This window comes from Pantoea leporis, from assembly GCF_028048155.1.
Classification (GTDB): domain Bacteria; phylum Pseudomonadota; class Gammaproteobacteria; order Enterobacterales; family Enterobacteriaceae; genus Pantoea; species Pantoea leporis.
The window spans coordinates 604631-621760 of sequence record NZ_JALMEU010000002.1 but is presented as its reverse complement, the minus strand read 5'-3'; the positions used below and the strand labels follow the sequence as shown (position 1 = coordinate 621760).

The window sequence follows — 17130 nt, the reverse complement described above, 5'->3', positions numbered from 1 at the left end:
AAAAACAATTTAAAAAAGAGAAAGTTAAAAAAATTTAATGCGCGGTAGACGACGTCTGTTGCGTCGCTGGCCGCATGTCGTGCCAGTTTGCTTCGATAAACTCAATGGCAGCGCTGCGCGTCAGCGGTCCCGCCACGTTATGCCAACCTGCCGGAACCGGAGCAAAAGCGGGCCACAGGCTGTATTGCTGGCGCGCGTTAAGCAGCACAAAAAAATCGAGCGCGTCGTTATCAAACGGATTCTGTTGTTCAGACATGGTGGTTACCTTCAGAGGTTGATGTAGGGGAGAGAAAATCGGCCAGCAGCCAGCGGCAGCCGTCGATCAAACCGCCACGCCAGCACAACGCATCGTGCCCTCCGGCGAAGCGGCGAAAATGTAATTCATGGCCAGCGGCCTGCAGCGCCGGAACGATCTGCTGGTTGACGTACACCATGTCCGCCTCGCGATCGCCCACTTCCTGGAAAATCTTCAGCTTGCCCGGCGGTAAATCGCCCTGTTGCAGCTGCTCCAGTAGCAAGCCGGGTGCGTGCTGCTCGCGGTTGGCGTAGTCGCGGATGTATTGCAGATGCGGCCACCAGAAGGAGCCGGATTGCGTGAGAATGCGGCCAAAACGCTGCGGCCAGTGCAAACCGGCATAGAGCGCGGCGAGTCCGCCATAGCTTTGCCCGGCCACCAGCGTGCGGTCGGCGTCGCTGCTGAACGCCGCGTGCTGGCGTGCCAGCGGCAACAGTTCCTGTTGCACCGCTTGCCAGAAGGTTTCATTGCACGGCAGTTCGGCTTCGCGGTGCTGGCTGTCGATAACATCGATAAATAGCCAGCAGGCGGGCGGCAGTGCGCCATCGGCGGTGACCTGATCCAGCGCGCTGAAAATCGGTTGGCCGTACACCCAGTTTTGTCCGTCGAGCAGGATTGCCAGCGGACGCTGTTCGGGCTGAGCGGTTGTTCCGGTGCTATAAAGCCAGACGTTGCGCGTGACGTTGAGCAACGCGCTGTGCCACTGCAGGGTTTGCAGCGTATCCGGCCAGGTTTCCGCCATGCCGGCATCCAGCGCGCGCCAGGCCGATTGATCCGGCGCATCCGGCATGTGCGCGTTGCTCAGCGCAAAACGGCGGCTGCTGAGAAACGGCGGCGTGGGATTGAATTTGTCGGGGATCGCCAGCGGCATCAGCGAGATCCACCACTTACGCTGCAGCGCGCGGCATTCGGCATCATCGCCACAAAACAGCGGCGGTAACTGCTGCGCGGTGGCGGGGATCAGGCTATAACTGCCGCGCCAGTCAGATTCAATGGCGGTTGACCAATGCCAGACGTTGCTGTCGCCGACACGCACCAGACTTTCTGGCGCTTCGCTGTGGTGATCGGTGACGCCGTTAATATCGACATAAACCCGTTCAGTGGAAGAACGTGCGGAATGCCCTTCGGGATCGCGCCAGAAGAAGTGCATGGTCGTTTGACCGCTTTCGTCACGCTCCACCAGCGGCGTACCTACCGCATACAGCCGCTGCCACCAGCTTTCGCTTCCTATTTCGGCCTGCTGCAACCATTGCGCAACTGTTCCGGCGGGCAACCACGTCTGCGTCGTATTTTCTGCGCTTGTTAGAAACATCCTGCAACCCATCTCCACATTTTGTTCACTGTCTTTACTTAATCAAAGCTAATGCAAATGCTATTGATAACGATTTACATTTGCAATATGATTTTTCGTGCCTGATAAACCTTCGTAATTTCAGTGGATTATTTTGTGAAGGACGTCACGCAGGGAGATTAGGACCGTCAATTACGCAAGAGATTAATATTTCAATCCGTTACAGCCCTTGTCGTTGGGCGAGGGCGACTGAACGGATTATTTCATCTACAAGGCAGTTTGAAATAGAGATAGCAACTATGTCCGTTAACGCTAAAAATTCAGCAATACCTGCTGTGGCACGGCAGTTCAGATTCAATCCTCTGTACCTTTCTCTGGCCTCAATTCTGTTGGTGACACCAGCCGCCTTCAGCGTGGCCGCCGAAGAGACCCTTACCGTCAACGCCGACACGCGTGAAAGCGTGACCTCGCCGCTGCAGGGCTACGTGGCGAAAGAGAGCGCGGCAGGCACCAAAACCGCGACGCCGCTGCGCAAAACCCCGCAATCCATTTCGGTGATTACCCGCGAGCAGATGGACGATCAGGCTGCGGCCTCCGTCGCGGATGCGTTGAGCTACAGCAGCGGCGTGTTGACCAACTATCGCGGTAACTCCAACCGAAATGATGAGATCATCGCGCGCGGTTTCCGCTATGCGCCGAAGTTCCTTGATGGCCTGAGCTACGGTTTATCCGGCCAGGCGGGCGCAGCGGGGCAGATCGATCCCTGGTTGCTGGAGCGCGTAGAGATGATCCACGGCCCAGCTTCTGTGCTGTACGGCCAGGTGAATCCGGGCGGTATCGTGGCCATGACCAGCAAGCGCCCGACCGCGCAGAGCATTCACAAAGTACAGCTCAGCACCGGCAATCAGCATTTGGGTGAAGCGGCGTTTGATTTTGGCGGCAAGCTGAATGATGACAACACGCTGTTTTACCGCCTGAACGGTATTGCCAGCACCAAACATGAGTTCGTTAAGGACAACAAACAGCAGCGCATGGCGATTGCGCCAGCGATAACCTGGCTGCCGAACGCAGACACCAGTTTCACGCTGCTGACGATGTATCAAAACGAGCCGAAAGCGGGATACCGTAACTTCCTGCCGGCCAGTGGTACGTTGAAAGAGAGCAGCGCGGGCTTTATCCCTTACGATTTCAACGTCAGCGATCCAAGCTTTAACGAAGCCAAGCGCGAACAGACGTCGATTGGCTATATCTTCGAGCACAATTTAAGCGATAACATCAGCTTCACGCAGAATCTGCGCTACAGCAACATGGACAAATCGTACAAATATCTGGTGTATACCTTTGATGCCGATAACGATCACTCCATCAATCGTCGTCCGCAGCATGACAAGATCAAGTCGAAAGAGTTGGGTCTTGATAACCAGCTGAAAGCCACCTTTGAAACCGGCAACATCGCGCACACCGTGCTCGGCGGGCTCGATTACAAGTGGAGCGACGTCGATAACAAACTGTGGCGCGACAGCGGCGATCAGTACATCCTCGACTGGGCGAATCCGACGCGCATCAGGATCAACGAGAGCGATTTGACGCTCACCACCAGCACGCGCAAGAAGCTCGATCAGGTGGGTGTTTATCTGCAGGATCAGCTGGAGTGGAATCAGTGGAACCTGCTGCTCTCCGGACGTCACGACTGGAGCGAAGTGCGCACGGAGGATCGCACCGACGACAGCCAAACTCAGCAGAATGACAACAAGTTCACTGGCCGCGCGGGTCTGCTGTATGCCTTCGATAACGGCATTTCACCGTACGTCAGCTACAGCACTTCCTTCGAGCCGAACCTCAACAGCGGCGCGCCAGGCACCGATCCGTTCAAACCGACCACCGGCGAACAGACCGAAGTCGGCGTGAAGTATCAGCCGGTGGGTTGGGATGCGGTGTTTACCGTGTCAGCGTTTGATATCACGCAGAAAAACATCACCGCTTATAACAGCGTGACCGGCTACAACGAGCAGATTGGTAAAGTGCGTTCGAAGGGCATCGAAACCGAAGCGCATGCGCAGATCACGCCAGAGATCAAACTGTTAGCGGCCTATACCTACACCGATGCGGTGACCAAAGAGAGCAGCATCACGCAGCGCATCGGCCATTCACCGTCGAGCATTCCGCGTCATGCGGCGTCGGCGTGGGGCAGCTATACCTTCCTTGATGGCGTGCTGAGCGGCTTAACGCTGGGCAGCGGCGTACGTTATACCGGCACCGCGCCAGCGGATGAAATTGGCGTCGACAAAGTACCGCATTACACCTTGTATGATGCGATGGCCAAGTATGAGCTGGGCGAAGCGGCGAACTCGCTGCGTGGCACCACGCTGCAGCTGAACGTCAACAACATCGCGGATAAGCACTACGTGGCGTCATGCAGTAACGAAAGTGCCTGCTTCTACGGCAGCGGTCGCACCATTGTGGCTTCGGTCAGCTACAGCTGGTAATTCCCTCCGGCGGCCTGCGTGGCCGCCGTTTCGTTTCGCATTCCGTGCGACGCGCTTTTCAGCCAGGTATTTATTAAGCGGTTTTCGGAAAATACTGTATTTGTGTGACTGTCATCACTCTGCAAGTCACGTTAAAATACGCGCTTCTCATTTAGCAGGGGTTTTTCGTCACGATGTTATCGCGCTTCACTTTAGCCACTTTGATGGCAACAATCATGCTCACCGGCTGCGCCCGCCTTGCCGCCGTTACTGGTACATCTCATGACAGCACTGCGACTGCGGACACGTCCGCCGCTCAGCCTGCAACCGGCGCGCCAATCGACAATAATGATTCGCCTTCTCCATTCGAGACCGGCCCAACGGTGATTAACGTTTCGCATCTGGTGACGCGTACCGATGACGGTTCTTCTGTCTATGTGACGGTAGATGGTCAGGATGCGGGGCTGCTGAAGAAGGGTGAAAAACGAGAAATTCGTGTTGCGCCAGGTAAACACCAGATTGGTGGTTACGTGCAGACGCTGTTTGGTTTTGGCAAAGTGACCATCGCGTCCGTGGATGTCACCACCGATCCGAACAGCCCGAAAAACGTGGTCTATTCTGTAACGCGCCAGAAGCCCGCGTTCAGTGAAACCGACGCCACGCCGCCGAATAATTCCTGATGTATGGGTGCGCATAAATGCGCACCGATATGGTTTTTTCAGGTCGCCATTGATGGCGACCTCCCCACATCAACTCCGGCTAAACACCAGTTTCAATCCCGCAACTGTGAAGCAGCAAGCCAGCAGCGCATCCAGCCCACGACGGATGCGGCGATAGAAAGCCGCCATCACCGCGGTGGAAAACAGCAGCGCGTAACCGCCAAACACCAGCACACAAATTGCCGCGCAGCCCGCAATAATCATCGGTAAGGTTGATGCCGCCGCACCCGGTTTTAACGCCACCGACATGATCGCTACCCACGTCAAAATCGCTTTAGGATTGCCGACGTGCATCAAAATGCCCTGACGAAACATTCTGCCGAAGCGCGCTTTTTCGCTGACCGGTGCGAATTCACTGGCATCTGGCCGACGCAGCGCCGATTTCCCCGCCTTGAACGCCAGCCACAGCAGATACAGTCCTCCGCCAATCTTCAGCACAATCAGCAGTTGCGCAAAGGTGGCCAGCACGGTGAGAACCCCGCAAGCCGCCAGCAGCGCCCACATCATTGAACAGCCAATCACGCCGCTCGCTAATGCCAGCGCCGCGCCGCGTCCCTGTTTCATCGCCGTACCCATAATCGCCATATTGCTCGGGCCGGGACTGGCGGTAGCGACGAAATAGGTGGTGTAGATCAGAATCAGTTCATGTGACAGCGCCATAGGTTCCTCTGCGATGGCGGAAGTGAACCAATGTTATATCGCCTGAAGCTGCATTCTTCCAAAATGGTTTAACTATTCATCCTTGCTGCATCCTTACTTCCCATGCAACTCCTTCCTTAACAGCACCAACTCGCCCGCCAAATCGCGGCACAGCATCGCCGTCATCAGATGATCCTGCGCATGCACCAAAATCAGCGTGACCGGTACTTTACCGCTGCCTTCATCGGCACCAATTAACGCGGTCTGGATTTTATGCGCTGCCTTAGCCGCCTCGTCGGATGCCACTAATGCCTCATCGGCACCTTGCCAGTCAGCTTTACGCGCCTGCTGGATCGCCATCATGGCTTGCGATCGCGCCTCACCGGCATTAATCAGCAACTCCATCATCGTTTGTTCAAAATCCATATCCGCCTCACTTATTGGTATGCCAAATTGGTAACAACGATGCTACCGGAATACCAAAAAGGAGTTCCGCGAGCATGATCACAGAAATTAACGGCGAATATCGCCATTTTGGTATGCCACGAACCATCAAGCTGATGCATAACACCTAAAACCGCTGAGGGTTGACCAATGTCTCTACAGGAACGTCTTATCGATTCACTGGGTAGCTTTGCCACACGATTCAATAGCTACCGCTACATTATGGCGATCAAAGCCTCGTTTATTACGCTGATGCCGGTGATCATCGTCGGCGCGTTTTCGGTGCTGATTTCCAACATGGTGCTGGATCCGAAAAATGGCCTCGCCAGTTTCTCTGCGCTGTCGTTTCTCGCCGATCTGAAACCGATCACCAGCAGCATTAACTACGCCACGCTGAGCTTTCTGAATATCGGCGCGGTGTTTCTGATTGGTATCGAACTGGGCCGCATTAACGGCATTAAAACGCTGTTTCCCGGCCTGCTGGCGATCATCTGCTTCATCTCGGTGACGCCCACCACGCTGCAAATGCTGGTGGATGGCCAGATGCATGTGGTAACCGATGTGCTGGCGAAACAGTTCTCCGATACCAAAAGTCTGTTCCTCGGCATGTTTATCGCCATTCTGTCGGTGGAGATTTACTGCCGGTTGGAGCAGGTTGAACGGCTGAAGATCAAAATGCCGGATACCGTGCCGCCGAACGTTGCCGCGTCATTTTCTGCGCTGATTCCGTCGATCATCACCGTCACGCTGGTCGCCACCTTTGGCTTTATCTTCCATCAGATCACCGGCATGTACCTGTACGACGCAGTGTACAAAGTGGTGCAGCAGCCGCTGGAATCGGTGGTGCAGAGCTTGTGGGGCATTCTGCTGCTGATGTTTGTTGCCCAGCTGTTCTGGGTGATTGGTATTCATGGCAACCAGATGGTGAAACCGATTCGTGAGCCGCTGCTGCTGGGGGCGATTCTGGTCAACATGAACGCCTTCGAGCAGGGCAAGGAAGCGCCAAACATCATCACCATGCCATTCTGGGACGTGTACATGAGCATCGGCGGTTCCGGTCTGACTATCGGACTGTTAACCGCCGTGATGATCGCCACCAAACGCAAAGAGATGCGTGAAATCGCCAAACTGTCGTTCGGACCTGGCTTATTCAACATCAATGAGCCAGTGATTTTTGGTATGCCGATCATGCTTAACCCCATTCTCGCCATTCCCTTCATCATCACGCCGCTGGTAACCGGTTCGATTGGCTATTTCGCCACGGTGATGGGCTTTGCCGGTAAAGCGGTGGTGATGGTTCCCTGGACTACGCCGCCGATCATCAATGCGTGGCTTTCTACCGCCGGTTCGATGGGCGCGGTGGTGACGCAAATCATCTGCATCGTGGTTTCGGTGTTGATTTATCTGCCTTTTGTCAAAGTGGCCGCGCGTCGCGCTGAAGCGGCGGAAGCGAAAAATCTGCAGGCCGAACTGGCACAAAATTAAGGAGAATCTATGAGTAAGCACACCATTGCGCTGCCGCAGGGTTTTATTCTCGGCGCGGCGGCATCGGCCTGGCAAACCGAAGGCTGGAGCGGCAAAAAAGCCGGCCAGGATTCGTATTTGGATGCCTGGTATCAGCAGGATCGCCACGTCTGGCATAACGGCTATGGACCGGCGGTGGCGACAGATTTTATCAACCGCTTCCGCGAAGACGTGGCGCTGATGAAAGCGGCGGGGCTGACGCACTATCGCACTTCCATCAACTGGTCGCGTTTTCTCACCGATTATGAAAACGCGGTGGTTGATGAGGAGTACGCGGCCTATTACGACCAGTTGATTGATGAGATGCAGCGACAGGGCATTGAACTGATGTTGTGTCTCGAACATTACGAACTGCCGCTGCAGTTGCTGGAAGAGTACGGCGGCTGGCAATCAAAACATGTGGTTGAGCTTTTTACTCGCTATGCCGAGAAGGTGTTTGCCCGCTACGCCGGAAAAGTGACGCGCTGGTTTGTTTTCAATGAGCCGATTGTGGTGCAGACGCGCGTCTATCTTGATGCGCTCCGCTGGCCGTATGAGCAGAACACCCATAAGTGGATGCAGTGGAATCACCATAAAAATCTCGCCACAGCGAAGGTAGTTAAGCTGTTCCGCCAGCAGGGTTATGCCGGCACGGTGGGCACCATTCTCAATCCGGAAGTGACCTATCCGCGCTCGTCGGCGGCGCACGATGTTAAAGCCGCAAAAATCTACGATCTGTTTTACAACCGGGTGTTTCTCGATCCGGCAATCAAAGGCGTTTATCCAGCGGAATTACTGCAGTTGCTGGATAAACATGAGGTGCAGTGGGATGCGACCGAGGAAGAGCTGGCGATCATCGCCGCCAACACCGTCGATGAAGTGGGGCTGAATCTTTACTATCCGCATCGTGTTAAAGCGCCTTCACGCGCCTGGCACCCAGAGACGCCATTCCATCCCGCTTTTTACTACGAACATTTTGAGTTGCCAGGCCGCCGCATGAACAGCTCGCGCGGCTGGGAGATTCAGCCACGCATTGTTTTCGACATGGCGCAGCGCATGAAAGAGGAGTACGGCAATCTGCCGTGGTTCGTAGCCGAGAGCGGCATGGGCATCGAAAATGAAGCGCAGTTTAAGGATGCGCAGGGCGAAATTCAGGACGACTACCGCATCAACTTTATTGCTGAACATCTATACCAGGCGGTGCGTGCGCGTGAAGCGGGCAGCAACTGTCAGGGCTATATGCTGTGGGCGTTCACCGACAACGTTTCGCCGATGAACGCCTTCAAAAACCGCTACGGACTGATCGAGATCGACCTCGACAACCAGCGGCAGCGGCGGATGAAGAAATCCGCGCACTGGTTCCGTCAATTGCGCGATACCCAGCAATTGACCCTCAACATTGACGATGAAGCCAAATAAGGACCAACAATGAAACGCATTATTCTGGCCTGCGCGGCAGGCATGTCGACTTCGATGTTAGTCACCCGCATTGAGAAAGAGGCGGTAGCACGCGGTCTTGAGTACCAGATCTACGCTATTCCGGAACAAAACCTGCGTGAAGAGTTACAAAACTACGGCCAGGACGTGGTGGTGGTGCTGCTGGGACCGCAGGTGCGCTTTAAGCTGGAGGAGAATAAAAAGCTGACCGACAGCTATCAGCTGCCGATTGCGGTGATCGATAGCGTGGCTTACGGCACGTTGAATGGTGCAAAGGTACTCGATCAGGCACTGGCTTTGGTACACTAGCGCCCAGATAGCAGTCAGGCTCCGGCTCGCACAGGACGCGGCCGGGCCGAATGCACCATGATGCAAAAGGGTGAGAGCGTGGAAAAAGCCGAAGCGCCACAAGAGAAAAAGCAGTATCAGGAAATTGGTCAGCATCTGCGTCAGCAAATCCTTGATGGTCATTATCCGGTTGGATCACGACTGCCGCCAGAGCGGCAGTTGGCCGAAACCTGGGGCGTGAGCCGCACCATTGTGCGTGAAGCGTTGCTAATGCTGGAGCTGGAAGGCACGGTGGATATTCGTCAAAGTTCTGGCGTTTACGTGATGCGCATTCCTTCGGAAAGCGAGGATGCGGAAGAGGCCTTTTTCCGCAGCGATGTCGGCCCGTTCGAGATGTTGCAGGCGCGTCAGCTGCTGGAGAGCAACATCGCGGCCTTCGCCGCCAAAATGGCCACCAAAGCCGATATTGAAAACCTGCGCCGCACGCTGGAGCAGGAGCAGCGCGCCATTGCACTCAACGACAGCAGCCAGGATAACGACAAGTTATTTCATCTGCTACTGGCAGGCGCGACGCAAAATCAGATGCTGCTCGATACCGTTACCAGCGTCTGGCGTCATCACGAAGCCAGCCCGCTCTGGCAGCAACTGCGACCGCAGTATGAAACCCGCGCCTATCGCCTGAAGTGGCTGGGCGATCATCAAACCATTCTGGCCGCGCTGCGCCGCCGGGATGTGATGGGTTCCTGGCAGGCGATGTGGCAGCACCTGGAAAACGTCAAGAACACGTTGTTGGAGTTATCGGATGCCGACGCGCCTGACTTTGATGGCTATTTGTTCGAATCCGTGCCGATATTCCAGGGTAAGTTGATGTGATGAGGTCGCCATTCATGGCGTAATGCCGCTCAGTTAAGCGCCGTATCAAATCACCGCTTCTTCCGTAGCGGCGCGATTTATCGCGCAATGCATTGCGCCGCTACAATGTGAGCTCTCGGTAACTAAGGATTTTCACGTCTTACCTGACGAGCATAACGACCTAAATGCGGGCCCCTGTGTGACAGTAATTACAACGCAGCGCGCAAAGTTCAATGACTAAGCTGCACGATAAATCGCGACGCTACTCATGCTGGGTGAGCTTCGCGGTTAACGCACGCAGCGGCGTGCGTAGCACCTCATGTAGCGCGCGGATCGCGGGGGAAAACTGTTTGCGATGCGGGCAGATAAGGTGCAGCGGCGTGCTTTCGCCCGGCATCTCTGGCATTACGCGTTCCAGCCTGCCGGCCAGCACATCCTCACACACATCAATCCACGATTTATAAGCGATGCCCATGCCGGCGATGGCCCAGCGGCGCGCCACTTCGGCGTCATCACACAGCATGCGGCTTTTCACCGTGATCTGGCGGCGCATGCCATCCTGCGGAAAGGTCCATTTGTCGTAAACGTGGCCGCCCATCATAAACAGCAGGCCATGATGCTGCTGGGCGATTTCCTCCAGCTGTTGCGGTCGACCGTGACGATCAAGGTAATCCGGCGACGCCACCATCACGCGGCGATTGTCCTCCGCCAGCGGCAACGCCACGTAGCTGCTGTCTTCCAGCTTGCCGTAGCGAATGGCGATATCCACCGGATCGCGGAACACATCGCTGATCTGGTCGGAAAAGGAGAGCCGCACCGCCAGCGCCGGATGCGCGCGGCAAAAGTCAGTGATCAACGGCAGCAAAATATTGCGACCAATATCCGACGGCAGCGCGATTTTTAGCTCGCCGCTCAGCGCATCTTCATCGCTCTGCAAGCTTTCGGCACCGGCATGCATCAGCGCCAGCATCTCCTGCGCAAAGGGCAGATACTTTTCCCCTTCGGCGGTTAAGCGCAGGCTGCGGGTGGAACGGGCGAACAAGCGGCGATCCAGTTCCCGCTCCAGCCGCTGAATCGCCGCGCTGACCTGTCCGGGCAGTAAATTCACCTCGCGCGCCGCGCGTGAAAAGCTGCCGAGTGCGGCTGAACGCACAAACAGAGTGACATCTTCCAGTCGGATCATCTTCTTATTCATCGTGGTAGTCAGCAGGGATTTTCACTCTAAGAGTGAAAGTGTTCACCTGCAACTGGCATTTTTCATTGCGCTGCGGACCGCTATGCTGAATTTACTTCACCAAACCTGCTGATGAATAAGGATCTGCCTGATGAAAGCCATTGTTTATAGCCAAAACGGTTTACCGATTTCCGATGAAAATGCGCTGTATGAGCTTGAGGTTGATAAGCCAACGCCGGGCGCACGCGATCTGCTGGTAAAAATTCACGCCATTGCGGTGAATCCGGTGGACACCAAAGTGCGCGCCGGTGCGCCAACCGATCAGCCGCGCATTCTCGGTTGGGATGCGGTAGGCGTGGTGGAAGCAGTGGGCGCAGATGTCACGCTGTTCCAGCCGGGCGACGAGGTGTTTTATGCTGGTGATATCACGCGCGCCGGCAGCTATGCCGAATATGGCCTGGTGGATGAACGTATTGCCGGGCACAAACCGCGTTCGCTGAACGACGCCGAGGCCGCCGCGCTGCCGCTGACCTCGCTGACCGCGTGGGAACTGCTGTTTGATCGTCTTGAGGTACAAGCCGATGACAACGCCGCGCTACTGATTATTGGCGCAGGTGGCGGCGTCGGTTCCATATTGACGCAACTCGCCAGCAAGCTAACCAAATTGACGGTGATCGGCACCGCTTCCCGCCCGGAAACGGCGGATTGGGTGCGTTCACTCGGTGCGCACCATGTGATTGATCATTCTCAACCGCTGGGCGAACAGCTGGCGGCGATTGGACATAAAGAGGTGCGCTATGTCGCCTCGCTGACGCATACCGACAGCTATTACGATCAGCTGATTGATGCGCTCGCGCCGCAGGGCAAGCTGGCGTTGATCGACGATCCCGAGACGCTGGATGCGGTGCCGCTGAAGCGCAAAGCGATTTCACTGCACTGGGAATTGATGTTTACGCGCTCGCTGTTCCATACCGCCGATATGCAGCGCCAACATGAGATTCTGCAGCGCGTGAGCCAGCTGATTGATGACAAAACGCTGCAAACCACCGCCGGCGAACATCACGGCATGATCAATGCCGCCAATTTGCGCAAGGCGCATGCGCTGATCGAGAGCGGTCGCGCACGCGGTAAGATCGTATTGAGCGGGTTTTAACCAAATTAACGCAATAAATGATGCAAACCACGCGCAATAAATTGCGCCGCTACGGATATCCGCACACTTCTGTAGCGGCGCGATTTATCGCGCTACAAAGAAAAAGGAATAGGCCATGACACTCAATGATGCAGTCGCTCGTCGTCACACTGTAAAAGCCTTTGAACAGGGTAAAAGCCTGCCGCAGGATGAAATCGAAACCCTGCTGAACGTGCTGCGCAACAGCCCGTCATCAGTGAACTCCCAGCCGTGGCATTTTGTGGTGGCGTCCACCGAAGCGGGTCGCGAGCAAATCGCCGCATCCACCGATGGCGCCTTTGCCTATAACAGCCCGAAAGTGCGCAATGCCTCGCACGTTATCGCGCTGTGCATGCGCACCGATCTGGATGAAGCGCATTTGCAGAACGTGCTCGATCAGGAAGATGCTGATGGCCGTTACGCCAGGCCGGAAAGCAAAGCGAACAATGACATGGTGCGTCGCAGCTATGTCGATATGCATCGCTATGAATCACGCGATGTGCCGCAGTGGATGGAAAAGCAGGTTTACCTGGCGTTGGGCGGATTGTTGCTGGGCGCAGCGATGTTGGGCATTGATGCCACACCGATGGAAGGTTTCGATCAGCGCGCGCTGGATCAGGCGCTGGGTCTGCGTGAGAAGGGCTTTACCAGCGTGGTGCTGGTGTCGCTGGGCTATCGCAGCGATGCGGATTTCAACGCCGCGCTGCCGAAATCACGTTTGCCACGTGACGAGATTTTTACCTTTATTTAAATACTTCGCGCAATAAATTGCGCCGCTACGGATGGACGCACGTATGTGTAGCGGCGCGATTTATCGCGCAAGATCAATACGGAAACCGCAACGTAAAACGGTTCACACCCTGCTCGCTATGCATCTCACAACTTCCCTGATGCAAACGCATAATGCTGCGTACAATCGACAATCCCAAACCGCTGCTGCCCTGATGTCGTGAGCTATCGGCGCGCCAGAAACGATCAAAAATGCGCGCCTGCTGTTCCTCACTTAATGCCGGGCCGTGGTTTTCCACTGTCAACGAATGGTCCTGATTAAACACGCGAATGGTTGAGTTTTGGTCGCCATAGCGCAGCGCGTTGGCGATCAAATTGGCCAGCGCGCGTTGCAGCAGTTGCGGATCAGCGAGCAGTTCGCCGTGCAGCGCCATCTCCAGCCGCATCGACTGCTCTTCCGCCATGCCGTCAAAGTAGTCCTGCAACTTCTCGCCGAGCAGCGCCAGATCGATGTTCTGCCAATCCATTGCCTGGCTGGCATCTTCCGCTTTGGCAAGAAACAGCATGTTGTCGATCATCTTCGCCAGCCGTTCCAGCTCCTCGTAATTGGAGCCGAGCAGCGCCTGATAATCGCCAACGCTGCGCGTTTGACTCAGCGCCACTTCGGTTTGGCCGATCAGCGTGCTAATCGGCGTGCGCAGATCGTGCGCCATATCGGCAGAAACCTGGCTCAACTGCTGATAACCCAGCTCAAGGCGACTCAACATCTGATTAAACGCCGCCACCAGCGGCTGCAATTCCGCCGCTGCCTGTTGTGGCATGCGCTGCGACAAATGACGTGCGTCAATCGCATCCGCCTGCGCCGCCAAACGACGCAGCGGGGTTAAAGCGCGCCGCACTAGCCAGATGCTGATCGCCGCCACCAGCAACGCCGCCAGCGCGGTGGCGAGGATGATTTGATCGCGATAACTGCGCAGCGTTTGCGTGCGGTCGCTCATCAGGCGGCCAGTGATGATCTCAATCTGGCCATTGCCATCGCGCGTTGGCGCCAGCGCGGCCGCCGAAATAAACGGCGTACCGTCGGCGGCGGCGAGATGATGCACCGACGACAGCGCCAGCGGCTGATCGGCGGCAACCGGCGTAATCGCGGGGACTGGACGCTGGCCGGGATTGACCACAATCAGCGGCGGCTGGCCGGGAAAACGCAGCACCAATAACGATTCGGTATTGCCGAGCATATTGGCGAACAAACGGGGTTTTTGCTGGATCAGCGTAAGCGCATCTTCATCGCGCAGTAGCGTGCGAATCTGATCGATGCGCGTCAGCAGCGCCGCGTCGTCGCGCACGCCAATCTGCGTCGCCAGCGAGTGATAAAGCGCGATGCCGCTGAGGGAGAAAATGAAAATCACCGTGGCGCTCAGCAGCAGCGACAGACGCGTGGCGAGAGACCGGGTTTTCATAATTCAGCTTCACAGCGGTAACCTACGCCGTGCACGGTGTGAATTAGCGGCTGGGCAAACGGGCCATCAATTTTCTGCCGCAGGCGTTTCACCGACACATCTACCACATTGGTGTCGCTGTCGAAATTCATGTCCCACACGCGTGAGGCGATCACGGTGCGCGTCAGCACTTCGCCGGGATGCAGCAGGAACAAGTGCAGCAGGTTGAACTCTTTGTTGGTGAGATCGATACGCTGGCCGCCGCGCTCAACGCGACGTTTCAGGATATCCAGTTGCAGATCGGCCAACTGGAGAACATCCGGCAACTTCTGCTGAGCGCCGCGCCGCAGTTGGGTGCGCACGCGCGCCAGCAGTTCGGCGAACGAAAAGGGCTTGACCAGATAATCATCAGCGCCCAATTCCAGCCCTTTGATGCGATCCTCCAGCGTGCCTTTAGCGGTGAGGAAAATCACCGGCGTGTGGATCTGCTTATCCAGCGCCGCCATCACGTGCCAGCCGTCGATGCCGGGCATCATTACGTCGAGCAGAATCAAATCGTAATGATGCTCCTGCGCGTAGAACAAGCCATCCTGTCCGTTTTCCGCCACATCAACGATAAATCCCGCTTCGGTCAATCCTTTGCGCATGTAATCGCGCGCTTTGGCTTCATCTTCAATCACCAAAATTTTCATGCGCTTCTCCGCGGGAGGGGTTTCAGGGCTGGGCGTGTAACGCGGCTTGCTCGATCAACTTCGCGACGTCGTCAGGATGCGATTGATACACCGAATGGCTGGCGCCGGCAATCTCCACCGTGTGGCTGTGCGCGCGTTTGGCGTACATGCGCTCCAGATCGGGACTGATGATTTTGTCAGCTTTCGCCACCATGTACCAGCTAGGCTTGGTCTTCCACGCCGGGTCAGAAATGTTGGCGGTGAACACGGCGGAGTTTGTGGGCATCTGCGCGTGCGCTTCAAAATCAGCCTGCGCTGCGGGTAAATCAGCAGCGAAATCGCTGTGATAATTTTCCGGCGCGATGGTCAGATAACCGTCGCTGGATTTAGCAAACGGATGCGCGCTGTTGGGGAATTTCTTGCCATTGCTGGCTTCGGTTTCGCCGTTATCCAGCGCATGCGCCGCGATGTAAACCAGCCCAGCGACTTTGGTGTCGTTACCGGCTTCACTGATGATCGCGCCGCCGTAGCTGTGGCCAACCAGAATCACCGACCCATTTTGCTGATCGATAATGCGGCGTGTCGCCGTCACATCTTCCGGGAAGCCGGTGAGCGGCTCCTGTACCAGCGTCACGTTGTAGCCGTCATGCGTCAAACGGTCATACACCGGACGCCAGCCCGCACCGCCGACGAACGCGCCGTGCACCAGCACAATATTCTTAACCGGCAGCGCCTGAACCTGCGCCGCGCCGCCGCCGATAGCCAGCAGCATGCCTGCTGCAAGAGTGAGTTTGTTCAATTTCATCGTAATGCTCCAGATGGCAAGGTAGGCCATCAGGGTAAGCAATCGGCTCTGACATCAGTGTGAGCGAGTTATGACAAAAGAATGACGTGCAGCTTGCGTAATGCCGTTCGGTTCAGCGCCGTATCGAATCATCGCAACTTCCGTAGCGGCGCGATTTATCGCGCAATGAATTGCGCCGCTACAATGTGTGCTCTCGGTATTAGCGGTTTTCATATCTTGACCGACGAGCATTAAGTAAAACTTAATGTGGCATAAATAAAAGCTAACTTATTAACTATTATAAGTATTTGCTCTACTCAAAATCCGTAATTTCTGTAGTGACAACCTGTCCACCATGTTATTAACTCTGCATCCCTTTGTGAATATTTCTGCCTGCCGGAGTTAATAATGAAGAAGAATCTCTCTTTCGCCTTACTGCTTTCGCTGAGTGCTTTCAGCCACGCTTCATTTGCCCAGCAAACCTTGCGTTTCGGCGTTGATCCGACGTTCCCACCGTTTGAATCCAAAGCCAGCGACGGTTCTTTGCAGGGCTTTGATATCGATCTCGGCAACGCGATCTGCGCCCAGGCCAAAGTGACGTGCCAATGGGTGCAGATTGGTTTTGATGGCAGCATTCCGGCGCTGCAGGCGAGAAAGTTTGATGCGATTCTTTCGGCGATGTCGATGACGGAGAAACGCCGCGAGCAGGTCGCTTTCAGCGACATGCTTTACGTCACGCCGAGCGCATTGCTTACACCCGCCAAAGCGCCGCTAACGGGAGACATTAACGCGCTGCGCGGCAAAAGAATCGGCGTCGCGCAGGGCACCATTCAGGAAACCTACGCCAAAGCGCAGTGGGCAACCAAGGGCGTGAGTGTGGTTTCTTACCCTAATCAGATGGAGATCTACCCTGACTTGGTGGCGGGACGGCTCGACGCCAGCCTGGCCAATGCGGTTTCGGCAGAACAAGGTTTTCTTAACACGCCAGCCGGCAAAGACTACGTCATCAGTGCCACGCTGGTGGATAAAGAGGTGTTGGGCAATGGCGTGGGCATTGGATTGCGTAAAGACGATGCGGCCAATCTGAAGTTGATCAACAGCGCGCTGGCCGAACTGCACAGCAACGGCACTTACGACCAACTGGCGAAGAAGTACTTCAAATTCAAGGTCTATCCGTAAAAGTCATATGCACGCAAGGTCGCCATTGATGACGACCTTGCCCACCAACC

The 17130-nt window shown here is 55.9% G+C and carries 17 protein-coding genes; 9 read left to right on the top strand and 8 right to left on the bottom strand.

Features of this window, described 5'->3' with window-relative positions; genetic code table 11:
* Nucleotides 1-34: 34 nt before the first annotated feature.
* Together MWH02_RS10155 and fes are read right to left on the bottom strand one after the other, a co-directional pair.
* Nucleotides 35-256 carry an MbtH family protein gene (locus MWH02_RS10155; protein ID WP_110866731.1) on the bottom strand — a complete coding sequence of 74 codons (222 nt, stop codon included), beginning with the start codon at nt 254-256 and terminating at the stop codon, nt 35-37.
* Nucleotides 249-1607, bottom strand: coding sequence for an enterochelin esterase (gene fes / locus MWH02_RS10150; protein ID WP_271460525.1), 1359 nt, complete (start codon nt 1605-1607; stop codon nt 249-251). The genes MWH02_RS10155 and fes overlap by 8 nt, the downstream gene beginning before the upstream one ends.
* 278 nt (nt 1608-1885) lie before the next feature.
* On the opposite strand from fes, the gene MWH02_RS10145 reads away from it, so the two are divergent.
* A complete protein-coding gene (locus MWH02_RS10145) occupies nt 1886-4072 on the top strand; it encodes a TonB-dependent siderophore receptor (protein ID WP_271460524.1) in 2187 nt (728 codons plus the stop codon).
* A 173-nt stretch (nt 4073-4245) separates the two neighbouring features.
* Nucleotides 4246-4731 carry a hypothetical protein gene (locus MWH02_RS10140; RefSeq protein ID WP_222234276.1) on the top strand — a complete coding sequence of 162 codons (486 nt, stop codon included), beginning with the start codon at nt 4246-4248 and terminating at the stop codon, nt 4729-4731.
* Nucleotides 4732-4800: 69 nt separating this feature from the next.
* Here the strand turns inward: MWH02_RS10140 and MWH02_RS10135 are convergent, their stop codons facing one another.
* Entirely contained in the window at nt 4801-5430 is a 630-nt protein-coding gene (locus MWH02_RS10135; protein WP_271460523.1) for a LysE family translocator, read from the bottom strand.
* A 93-nt stretch (nt 5431-5523) separates the two neighbouring features.
* Nucleotides 5524-5835, bottom strand: a complete 312-nt coding sequence (locus MWH02_RS10130) for a PTS lactose/cellobiose transporter subunit IIA (protein ID WP_271460522.1) — start codon at nt 5833-5835, stop codon at nt 5524-5526.
* 168 nt (nt 5836-6003) lie between these two features.
* Between MWH02_RS10130 and MWH02_RS10125 the strand changes: the two genes are divergently transcribed.
* The 4 genes from MWH02_RS10125 (at nt 6004) to MWH02_RS10110 (ending at nt 9954) form a co-directional block, all read left to right on the top strand.
* Complete coding sequence (locus MWH02_RS10125; protein WP_061719102.1) at nt 6004-7338, top strand: PTS sugar transporter subunit IIC; 1335 nt, start codon at nt 6004-6006, stop codon at nt 7336-7338.
* Nucleotides 7339-7347: 9 nt separating this feature from the next.
* Entirely contained in the window at nt 7348-8775 is a 1428-nt protein-coding gene (locus tag MWH02_RS10120) for a glycoside hydrolase family 1 protein (protein ID WP_271460521.1), read from the top strand.
* A gap of 9 nt (nt 8776-8784) precedes the next feature.
* A complete protein-coding gene (locus tag MWH02_RS10115) occupies nt 8785-9102 on the top strand; it encodes a PTS sugar transporter subunit IIB (RefSeq protein ID WP_101761733.1) in 318 nt (105 codons plus the stop codon).
* 78 nt (nt 9103-9180) lie between these two features.
* Nucleotides 9181-9954 carry an FCD domain-containing protein gene (locus MWH02_RS10110; RefSeq protein ID WP_036650080.1) on the top strand — a complete coding sequence of 258 codons (774 nt, stop codon included), beginning with the start codon at nt 9181-9183 and terminating at the stop codon, nt 9952-9954.
* A gap of 241 nt (nt 9955-10195) precedes the next feature.
* On the opposite strand, the gene MWH02_RS10105 is transcribed toward MWH02_RS10110, so the two are convergent.
* Nucleotides 10196-11116: a LysR family transcriptional regulator gene (locus tag MWH02_RS10105; RefSeq protein WP_271460627.1), complete on the bottom strand. Its 921-nt coding sequence runs from the start codon at nt 11114-11116 to the stop codon at nt 10196-10198.
* 142 nt (nt 11117-11258) lie between these two features.
* Between MWH02_RS10105 and MWH02_RS10100 the strand changes: the two genes are divergently transcribed.
* On the top strand, nt 11259-12260 hold the full coding sequence (locus MWH02_RS10100) for a zinc-binding alcohol dehydrogenase family protein (RefSeq protein WP_271460520.1): 1002 nt from the start codon (nt 11259-11261) through the stop codon (nt 12258-12260).
* A gap of 115 nt (nt 12261-12375) precedes the next feature.
* Nucleotides 12376-13029 carry an oxygen-insensitive NAD(P)H nitroreductase gene (gene nfsB, locus MWH02_RS10095; protein WP_101761730.1) on the top strand — a complete coding sequence of 218 codons (654 nt, stop codon included), beginning with the start codon at nt 12376-12378 and terminating at the stop codon, nt 13027-13029.
* A gap of 73 nt (nt 13030-13102) precedes the next feature.
* On the opposite strand, the gene MWH02_RS10090 is transcribed toward nfsB, so the two are convergent.
* From MWH02_RS10090 to MWH02_RS10080, 3 genes are read right to left on the bottom strand one after another with little or no spacing between them, the layout of a single operon-like run.
* Complete coding sequence (locus MWH02_RS10090) at nt 13103-14467, bottom strand: heavy metal sensor histidine kinase (protein WP_271460519.1); 1365 nt, start codon at nt 14465-14467, stop codon at nt 13103-13105.
* Nucleotides 14464-15138, bottom strand: coding sequence for a heavy metal response regulator transcription factor (locus MWH02_RS10085; RefSeq protein WP_271460518.1), 675 nt, complete (start codon nt 15136-15138; stop codon nt 14464-14466). The genes MWH02_RS10090 and MWH02_RS10085 overlap by 4 nt, the downstream gene beginning before the upstream one ends.
* Nucleotides 15139-15160: 22 nt before the next feature.
* On the bottom strand, nt 15161-15922 hold the full coding sequence (locus MWH02_RS10080; protein WP_271460517.1) for an alpha/beta hydrolase: 762 nt from the start codon (nt 15920-15922) through the stop codon (nt 15161-15163).
* Between the two features lie 387 nt (nt 15923-16309).
* Between MWH02_RS10080 and MWH02_RS10075 the strand changes: the two genes are divergently transcribed.
* Nucleotides 16310-17080 carry a transporter substrate-binding domain-containing protein gene (locus MWH02_RS10075; protein ID WP_271460516.1) on the top strand — a complete coding sequence of 257 codons (771 nt, stop codon included), beginning with the start codon at nt 16310-16312 and terminating at the stop codon, nt 17078-17080.
* Nucleotides 17081-17130: the final 50 nt, after the last annotated feature.